We start from the raw sequence: 8861 nt of genomic DNA, 5'->3' as shown, positions 1-8861 counted from the left end.
AAAGGAGAAGCCCGCGCGGTCTGTTTTGCGCCCCCATTCTGTGAGGGAATGTGACCGGCGCGGGTTCCTCTCTGATGCCTTTCTCAGAAATCTGTGCCGTATTATCAGGCGGCATGACCGCCTTACTGCCCACCCCCGGCACGGGAGTATGTAAGCCCAACACGGCACGTTGGCGCGATACCGACAGACGGCGGCGGCAGTTGACGAAGCTGCCCATACCAGTCCCACAGTACCTCCCTTTTACCCTGCGATACGGGTGTTTGCGGCGCATCCCGCGTCTGCGGCGCTGCCATGCGCCGGACAGCCATGCCGGTATCGCTCGTGCCTTTGATGCTATCGGTTTGACGGGCAGGGGCAGGGTTTTCACCCCCTTTCGCTGTCCCTGGCCGCAGACAGTCGTGGCGTGGAATGGCTGATGCAGGATGCAATCACTTACATACTGGCTATGAGCAGGAGCCTGTCCTGCTGTTTTTCAAGGTTCAATGGATAGATGCTTAGGGAGCAAACTGACGGAGAATACTGTCAATCGTGGCGAGGTCGTCCCCGGCAAGCTGGGCGCTTAATTTCACAAGCAGCGCAGCCTGCCGTACTGTCAGCTTTTTGCGGTAAAGGTAAAACCCGTCCGCAATCTTGACGCCGCCGCCATGCCGACCGCGTACCGTTTCAATGGGGTAGGAACACATGAGGACAGCTATATCCTGCCGGATGGTTTCTCTCGAAACCTGAAATTCAAATGCCAGGTTGCGGTATGTATCGTGCCGCCTTATGCACAGCACTTCCAGAATCGCTTCCCGCCGTTCTGCATAATTCATGCGTCCACCCCCTTTCCCTTGCTCTCTGAAACCAATGGTATCTGGTAAAGGGCAAGCGAACCTTGCCCTTTAAGAAAAAAGTTCAAAAAAATTTTTTCAGCTTGATTGTGCATTTTGTTTCCTCCGAAAATTTGAAAGTGGGCTGGGTTTCAGATTCCCGGAGAGGGGCGGGGCGCGGGCGGCATACCATTTTCCATGCGGTTTCAAAATTTTTTTGCTTTTTTCAAAAAAATCCGGCAGGACAGCAATAAAAGCGTGGAAAAGCCGGATTTTCTTCGACCGTTTTCCGCAGAACCCTCCGAAATCGGACAGAAGATGCTGCGGAAAATTGTCGATAAGAAAAAAAGGCGCAGGCAACCGTAGGGTTGCCTGCACCTTTTTGAAATTATGGAACGTCAAATAAGATATAGTCTGCCCATGCCGCCATCCGGCGGCATCAGGAAAACCGAAAGGGTCGCGTCAAACTGTCACCTCCCCGCATAATGCAGCAAAAAGAAGCAAAAAAGAAAAGGCGGCAAGGGCTTTCTGCTCCCTTGCCGCCTTTCGCGACTTGATACATTTGGTACAAAAAACAGTTTACGTTGAATATTCTTTTTTATCCGGCGCTATTACTCAGATTGCCAGCATACACTCTTTGAACGTAAGCAGATTGCCATTTTTTAAGGCTTCCTCCACCTGCGCCTTTGTCATTCCTCCGTACAGTTTTGCATCGGAAAAACGGTTGTTTTCCAGTTTCATGCTTTCCAGCATGGCTTTTGTTTTTTCACTGGTTTCCTGGCAGGCATCAAAAACAGACTTTAATTCTTCCCATTCCCTGCTGCTCAGGTTTCCTTTGGCCTTTTTGACCTTGGCGCTGATGGTCGCAAAGCCATTTTTTACCTTTGTCCAGGAATCCTGCACGGTGGCCAGCTTTTCCCGGATGCCGTCAAGCTGTTCGGCGCATTGAACCACGTTGTCATGCCATTGCGAGAACAGCAGGATGTCCGCTGCATAACTTTCGAGTTTTGCAGTGGTATGTTTTAATTCTTTTAATGCGGAATCCAGCTTGTAAGCGTCGAAACCGATGGCGAAAAGAGTCGCGCCTACCGCGACCAGTGCGCCGGCTACGGTAAGGCTGATTACCAGTGCGCCGCCTGCGGTGGCAATGGAAACTGCAACAAGGAAAGCTGCGCCGATAATGGCCGCAATCGTTCCGATTACGCTGCCAACAAGCATTGCAATCTGTTCGTTGACTTCCTTTTCCAGCGCCTTTTTTGCTTCTCCGAGCGCTTTTTCAGCCGCCTGGTATTCTTCTGTTTCGATTTTTATGTCATCGAGGATGGTTTTCATCGTGACCTCAATCGTCTGTACGCTTTTTTCCTTGAATTTCTCTAAATTACCAATCAATATGTTCAGGTCGGCAATCTGCCCGTCGGCTTCTTCCGCAATGGCATCCATATAGCGGGTCAGCAAATTGACCTCATATGACAGGTCATCTTCGCTCAGTTTGGGATTGCTCATGATGAAATCCACTTTTTCCTGGGCTTTTTTCAGGCTGGCGTCTATGCGTTCCAGGGATGTGATGCAGGCATTGGGATAATGCTCCAGTTCGCTGTATATTTTTGTGGTGAACTCGACAGCGAGGTTTTGAATCTTTTTGTAGCATTCGGCAATCTGGTCATATGTCTTAGGCTCATTCGCAAAGTCAGTTTTTGGGGGCATTGACATCTGGCTTAATGTCACCATCGTATTTTCGATGGCTGTTACAGCGGCAACATATTTGTTGTTTTCCTTTCCAATGGCGGAAAGGCTGCTGCATAGGTCAGTTTTTGGGAATTGGATAATTTTTGGGTTCATGAATGTTCCTCCTTTATTTTGATTATTTTTGTTTCCTTGCCCCGTCCGGGCCGATGGTGTAGCCGTCAATGGCGGTATTGACCGCCATTGAGCCGTCTGGATAGAAGTAGTACCACTTGCCGCCGATCTGCTTCCAGCCCCCGGCGAACATCCAGCCGTTATTGTCCAGCCAGTACCATTTTTCGTTGTCTTGCAGCCAGCCAGTGGCGGCTTTGCCGTTTTTCATGTACTGCCAGGAGCCGCTGTGGTTCTGCATCCAGCCCTGGGCAGTCTGCGGGTCAATGACGATCTCCACAAACCGCCGCAGGACAGTAGCGACTTCGGCGCGGGTGGCGGTTCCTTTCGGGTCAAAACGGTTGCCGCCTTTCCCCGCCAGGATGCCCGCCTGCTGCATGGCTTTGACTTCCTTTGCCGCCCAGCCGTTGATCTGTGCGTTGTCCGCAAAGGTCACAGCTTCGTGGGCAACCGGCAGGTCATAGCCCAGCTTTTTCGCGTAATTTGCCATAATCACCGCCATCTGTTCCCGCGTGATGTTGGTGTCCGGGGAAAAAGTGGTGGCGGAGGTGCCGTTTACAATGCCTTTTTCCGCTGCCCAATTCACATATGGGGCGTAGTAGGCGTCCGCTTTCACATCGGTGAATTTCCCGGTTTTGTAGCTGTCCGGGTCGATGCCTGCCAGCCGCCCCAGGGCGGTGACGAACATTCCCCGTGTCATGCCCATGTTGGGGCTGAACTGGTTGTTTCCCGTACCGGTGAGCAGTCCCCGGCTGGCTACAAAGATGATGTTATCCGCAGCCCAATGGTTCTTAATGTCTGTAAAGGCCGGGACAGGGTTCTTATAGCCGATGCCGTAGATGCTGAAATGCCCGGTTTCAAAGACAACCGTACCCAGGTCAGGGTCATAGCTGGATTTTGTCAGCCATTCCACCTTGCCCTTGCCATCCACATAGACCGCGTACAGATTTCCGGCCTGCTCCTCCTTTGCCGGAGCATAAGGCAGGCGGACAGCGATGGTATGACCGCCAAAATCGGTAATCGGCGTTTCTTTCCCGCCGGAGAGATATACCAGCGACAGGTCATAGACCGGTCTTGTGCCGATGGCAGCTTTGGCTTCCTTGGATAAACCGGACGGGTCTGTTTTCTTTACCTGGAAAATAACGTCCCCGTTTGCCGACAGAGTATCCAGCCATTTCAGCAGTTTTGTGTCCATCCCTCCAACAACCACACCCTCAATGTTGATTTCCAGACGCTTCACATTTTCGCGGACGAGGGTGTTCAGGGTTTGGGCGTTAATGGTTACGTTAAAAGAGTTCTGTCCTTCTTTTGGCGTGACAGGAATGACAACCGCCACGCCGTTTGCGGTATTGCCGTTCTTTTTGGCATCGTTCTTTGCCGTGTTGATGGCAGACTGGACAGTGCCGTTATCCACCGCCACATTCCCGTTTTTATCCGGTGTTGCCGGTTTGGTCTGGCTGGTGGTAGGAGTGTCCGGCTTGGTTTCGTCGGGACGCGCTACAATCGTGGAGCCGCCGCCAGAGGAACCATTATCACCGCTGGAAGAACCGTTGCCGCCGGACGAAGAACCTCCCCCGTTGCCGGAACCGCCGGAGTTTCCGTTTCCACCGCCGGAAGAACCACCGCCGGTTTGCTTAGTCACGCTGACGGTGCAGGTTGCCACTGCGCTGCTATGCTGGACGTCGCCGCCGTAATTCGCGGTAAAGGTGTATGTTGCTGTTTCGTTAGGCAGGTCGGCTTTCCAGCTTGTTCCGCCGCCGGTAACATTGATACTGCTGTCAGAGCAGCTTACCGTTGCCTCTCCGCCGGAGGGCAGGCCGCTGATGGTCAGCGTTACTGTTCCACCGCCAGCGAGAGAGTCAGGAGTTGCTGCTATGGTTAATTGAACGGGGATTTTGTCCGTTACAGTCAGCTTGCCGTTTACATAGGTGATCTGGTAGCTGTCCCCGTTGGTCAGTATGCCGCCGCTGATGACAATGGCATATTCTCCAAGGGTATTGGTATCTGATACACTGGTTGTCATGATTGGGTCTGTCGGAAAGGTATCGTTGTTCACAAGTCCATCTGCCTGATAGTCCAGGGTCGGCATCGCCGCGCCCTTTACAACGGTAAAACTGTCTGCCGTTACAGTAATCGGTCTTTTTCCGATGGTCAGGGAAATGGCTGCCACGGCTTCATTGTAGTTGTTGTCCGCCGCTTTCCTTGCGGTAATCGTGACAGTTCCGGCCTTATGGATGGTGGCGGTGCTGCCATTGATGCTGATAATGGACGGGTCGGAGCTTGTAAAGCTGACCGCACCAGTGCCGCTGCCGCCAGTGGTGTCGAGGCCAAACGCCGGATCGCCGTAGGTCTTTGCTGCCACCGGGGAAATGGCAAGAGCCGCCTGCTCCTTCTTCGCTGCGTCAAAGGTCAGCTGGCCGTTAGCAGCCTTGTAGTTGGTATCGCCGCTGTATGCCGCTGTGACTGTGTACTCCTTGTCAGACAGGTTTTCCCATTTATAGGCCGCTTTCCCGTTCTGCAAGGTCAGGGTTTCGTTTAATCCATCACTGGTGAGGGTAATGCTGCCCGCAGGAGCCGCGCCGTTCTGTGCGCCGGCAACGGTGATAATCAAGTCTGCTACCCGGCTGTTTGCACTGCCGCTCATTTTTACCGCTACTGTGACGGTAGGAGTGGCCTGTGCCACAGTGACATCCACATCCTGCGTTTTGGTTGCGATGGGTTCATAATTCTGCTCGGTGGAATTGCTTGGCGTAAAGGTCACGCTGTGTCCAGCAGTTCCAGCGGTTGGAACAGTATCCGGTTTCTCCCATGCAAAGGAACCGTATTCTGTACTGCCTCCGCTCAGCGTACTCTCGGACAGTTTCTGCCCATAGGTCAGTCCATTGGCGGCAGGCCAGGTAATGGTGGGAGCTGCTGCCTTATTGATGGTCAGTATCATCCAGCCGCTCTTAGCGGCAGTGTAGTTTTCCTGCTCCGGAATACTGGCCTGGACGGTATAACTCCCGGCGTTGACGGGCCGGTCAGGGCCGGAATATACTCCATAAGTGTAAGTGACCATTCCGCTAAAGGCTTCACCGTTTACCAGCGTCACAGCCGGCTTGATGTCCGCAGGCTGGCCGGTGTAGGTCAACTCCACATCATCGTTTTCCCACTCAACCGTGGGAGTGGCCTTGCCGATGGAGAATGGAAGTTCTGCTGTACCCTCGAACGCTGTGCCGGTGACGGTGGCTTTTGCCGTATCCCCAGCGTTGACATTGTTAGCGTAGGTTACTGTATAGTTATTCCCTGCCGTCAGCGTCTGCCCGTCCATCGTAACAGTGACAGCGGGTGTCTGCGCTGTGCCGGTGTAGGTCAAAGCCAGGTCAGCGGCCAGTCTGACTGCCAGCACAGCATCACAAAAGCTGCATTTCCCAATCCCATCAAAGCTGCATTTCTCTGCACTCTCCACCAATCCACAGGCAAGGCAGGTTTTCTTATGGGTCGTGGCACCAGAGGTATGGGTGTACTCACAGACGCCATCGCCGGTATGACTGCACTCCTTCACCATGACAGACGTATAGTCCCAAGAGCCGAACTGATTCCCGTTCAGTCCATCATCCGTAACAGGGATTTGGCCGTTGTAGAAATAGGCATAACCGTTTTCCAGCAGATTTTTAAGCACCTTATCAGGCATAATCATATTTCTTGGGTCGGGACTCTGGAATGTACCTCCGGAAAGGTGAACACTTTCCGAGTGACATAAAAGCCCATAGAATACAGTCCCAATAATTTTTACATCCCCGCTGACATATAAAACTCCATCACTTTCTACAAAAACGCCGTCTGTGCCGGAGAAAACTCCGCCCTTGAGCCTTACTGTTCCGCTCACACTAAGAGCGTCCGATCGTTCGGAACTGATTCCGCCCTCGCCCTGGATGGTCACATCTGTTCCACTAACAATGGAAATTGAGTTGTTTGTGCCGGTGATGGTGTGCCCGCCCAAGTCCAGGGTGCAGTCAATTTTGATTTCGAGTTTAGTTGTCCTCTCCACGTCCGCCAGCAGTGTAATCACCGCGCCGCTGTTTTCCGCTTTGAACGCATCGTCCAAACTGCCCACATAGGTGGTGGAGCCGTCTGATTTTACAATCTCCGCCACAGCGTCTGTCAGTATTTCTTCTGCAGGAACGGGCGTTTTTGCCCCGTCCAGCGCCTCTTGTAACTCATAACAGCGGGAGAGGTCAAGCTGCTCCTGTTCGTCCTCTGTCAGCTCCGCAAAAAGCGCAAGTATCTTATCAAGCTGCGCCCGCACATCCTCCGCGTTATCCTCCGTCACTTTGTCCGGCAGGGCGGCGATCAAGTCCTCAATGGGGCAGATACGGCACTCATAAGTACACGGACTTCCTACACTGTCCTCCGATTCCGGCTGGTAGCCGCAGGCATCGTCATGTTCCTGATGATGCTTGCAGATGCCGGTATCTTCCGGCTGTTTTGCATCTTCTTTTGCAGCTTTCCCTTTGCAGTCCGACAGGCCGGCATCCGACCCGCCGCAGACCGGGCAGTCAGGATTGATTTGACCCTCTGTACAGAGGGTCAAACAAGAGCAATGCTCTTGTTTGATGATTCCTGTTTCCGGCTCCTCGTCGGCTTCGCTGCTGTCCTGCGGATTGCAGATTTCACACACATAGGTGCATGGTGTTCCCGGCGTGCTTTCGGTGTAGCCGCACTCGCTGTCATGCTCATGCTGGCAGTCTGATTTTTCCGTAACACAGCCGCTTTCCTTATCACAGATGTGTGGGCAGTTTACCGGCTCCCGTTCCTCTGCATTTGCCGGGGTAGCCTCGTTGTCCGATACGCTGCCCTCTGTTTCCTCCGGGTAACATTCCGGCGTATGCTCGTGGACGTACTCGGTCACTTTGGTGTAGCAGTCCTCTGTGTGTTCGTGGCCGCATGGCGTTCCCGGCGTTTCTTCCGTGTAGACGCAATCGTCCGTGTGCGCGGTGTGGTGTTCGCACAGCCCGGTTTCCGGCTGTCCTCTGTCTGCCACCGCATGAACTGGCGTTCCCGACATGGTGACGATCATCACCGCAGACAGCAGGAACGCCAGCGGCCTCCTTAACTTGTTTCTCATAAAATGCCCTCCTGATATTTTGAAAAAATGTGTGGTTCCCAATTCCCTGTGCCTGGATAAGTCCCGCGCCCTGGGCAGGCGCTTTTTGGTTTTGGGACGGGCTGCTTACAAAGCATTTGCGTTTTCCGCTAATAGCTGCCCTCTCCGGCGCACAAACTGCCCAAAGGCTTTCTGCATAGCGGGCAGAGCAACCGGCTTTCGCCCGAACCAGTCCGCGTTGTAGCGGTAGGCGCGCAGGGCAAAGTCCAGGTCAGAGAACCAGAAAATCCGCGCCTCTGGCCGCTCCTCCCGCAGCAGTTCCACCACCTCCAGGCTGAACGTGCCATCCTGCGCCACCACAAACAGGTCAAAGTCCGGCCCGTCCCTCACCATGCTGCAAAAATCCTCCTGTCTGGCATAGGGGACGATCTCCGCAAAACGCAGGTGTTCCCTGGCGCACCGGTCAAGCTGCCCTGCCAGTGCTTTCAGTTCTCCGGGGTTTTCATTATAAAGTGCAATCCTCAATCCGGCTCCTCCTTTCCGCAGCAGATAAAAAATGAAAAAATGGCATCAAAAAAACCGACCCCTTTAAGGAATCGGTTAATATTAGGATAGCGTTTTACCCCCCCCCCTTGTCAATAGGCTCTGCATGAGATGTCAAAAATCTGCATGAGATGTAGGCCAGGGCGCTGAAAATATGGTATAATAGGTCTTGACAAACGAAGTTTTTTATGTTAGGAGGCGAAAATGATGCGGATTGCCATTGTAGACGACCTTTGGGCAGACGCTGGGAAACTGCGGGAATTGATCTGCCGCTGGGCGCGGGAGCAGGGGGTTGTCCTGGTTCCGGCCCCGGCAGTTTTTGAAAGCGGCGAAGCCCTGCTTGCGGGCTTCACCCCGGATGCCTTTGATGTGGTTTTTCTGGATATTTATATGTCCGGCATGACCGGCATGGAAGCGGCGAAAAAAATCCGGGAGCAGGATGATGCCTGCCAGCTGATCTTTACGACAACCACCAAGGAATTTGCTGTGGACAGCTACGATGTGGCGGCGGCATTTTACCTGGTCAAGCCCTATTCCTATGAAAAGCTGGCACAGGCCCTGACCCGGTG

At 53.3% G+C, this 8861-nt stretch carries 5 protein-coding genes; 1 reads left to right on the top strand and 4 read right to left on the bottom strand.

Annotation, left to right across the window (positions count from 1 at the left end):
* Positions 1 to 494: 494 nt before the first annotated feature.
* The 4 genes from D5269_RS16130 to D5269_RS16115 form a co-directional block, all read right to left on the bottom strand.
* Positions 495 to 812, bottom strand: a complete 318-nt coding sequence (locus tag D5269_RS16130) for a DeoR family transcriptional regulator (RefSeq protein WP_120487092.1) — start codon at positions 810 to 812, stop codon at positions 495 to 497.
* 612 nt (positions 813 to 1424) lie between these two features.
* Positions 1425 to 2648, bottom strand: a complete 1224-nt coding sequence (locus D5269_RS16125; protein WP_120487091.1) for a hypothetical protein — start codon at positions 2646 to 2648, stop codon at positions 1425 to 1427.
* Between the two features lie 22 nt (positions 2649 to 2670).
* Positions 2671 to 7770 (bottom strand): S-layer homology domain-containing protein, encoded by a 5100-nt coding sequence (locus D5269_RS16120; RefSeq protein ID WP_166545223.1) that lies wholly within the window; start codon positions 7768 to 7770, stop codon positions 2671 to 2673.
* A gap of 105 nt (positions 7771 to 7875) precedes the next feature.
* Positions 7876 to 8274, bottom strand: coding sequence for a hypothetical protein (locus D5269_RS16115; RefSeq protein ID WP_120487113.1), 399 nt, complete (start codon positions 8272 to 8274; stop codon positions 7876 to 7878).
* Positions 8275 to 8496: 222 nt separating this feature from the next.
* On the opposite strand from D5269_RS16115, the gene D5269_RS16110 reads away from it, so the two are divergent.
* Positions 8497 to 8861: LytTR family DNA-binding domain-containing protein (locus D5269_RS16110; RefSeq protein WP_147408052.1), on the top strand; the 365-nt coding region annotated here is incomplete at its 3' end.

Source organism: Anaerotruncus sp. 1XD42-93, assembly GCF_009917605.1.
GTDB lineage: Bacteria > Bacillota > Clostridia > Oscillospirales > Ruminococcaceae > Anaerotruncus.
The sequence above is the reverse complement of the archived record's forward strand: the minus strand, read 5'-3'. Positions and strand labels throughout refer to the sequence as shown.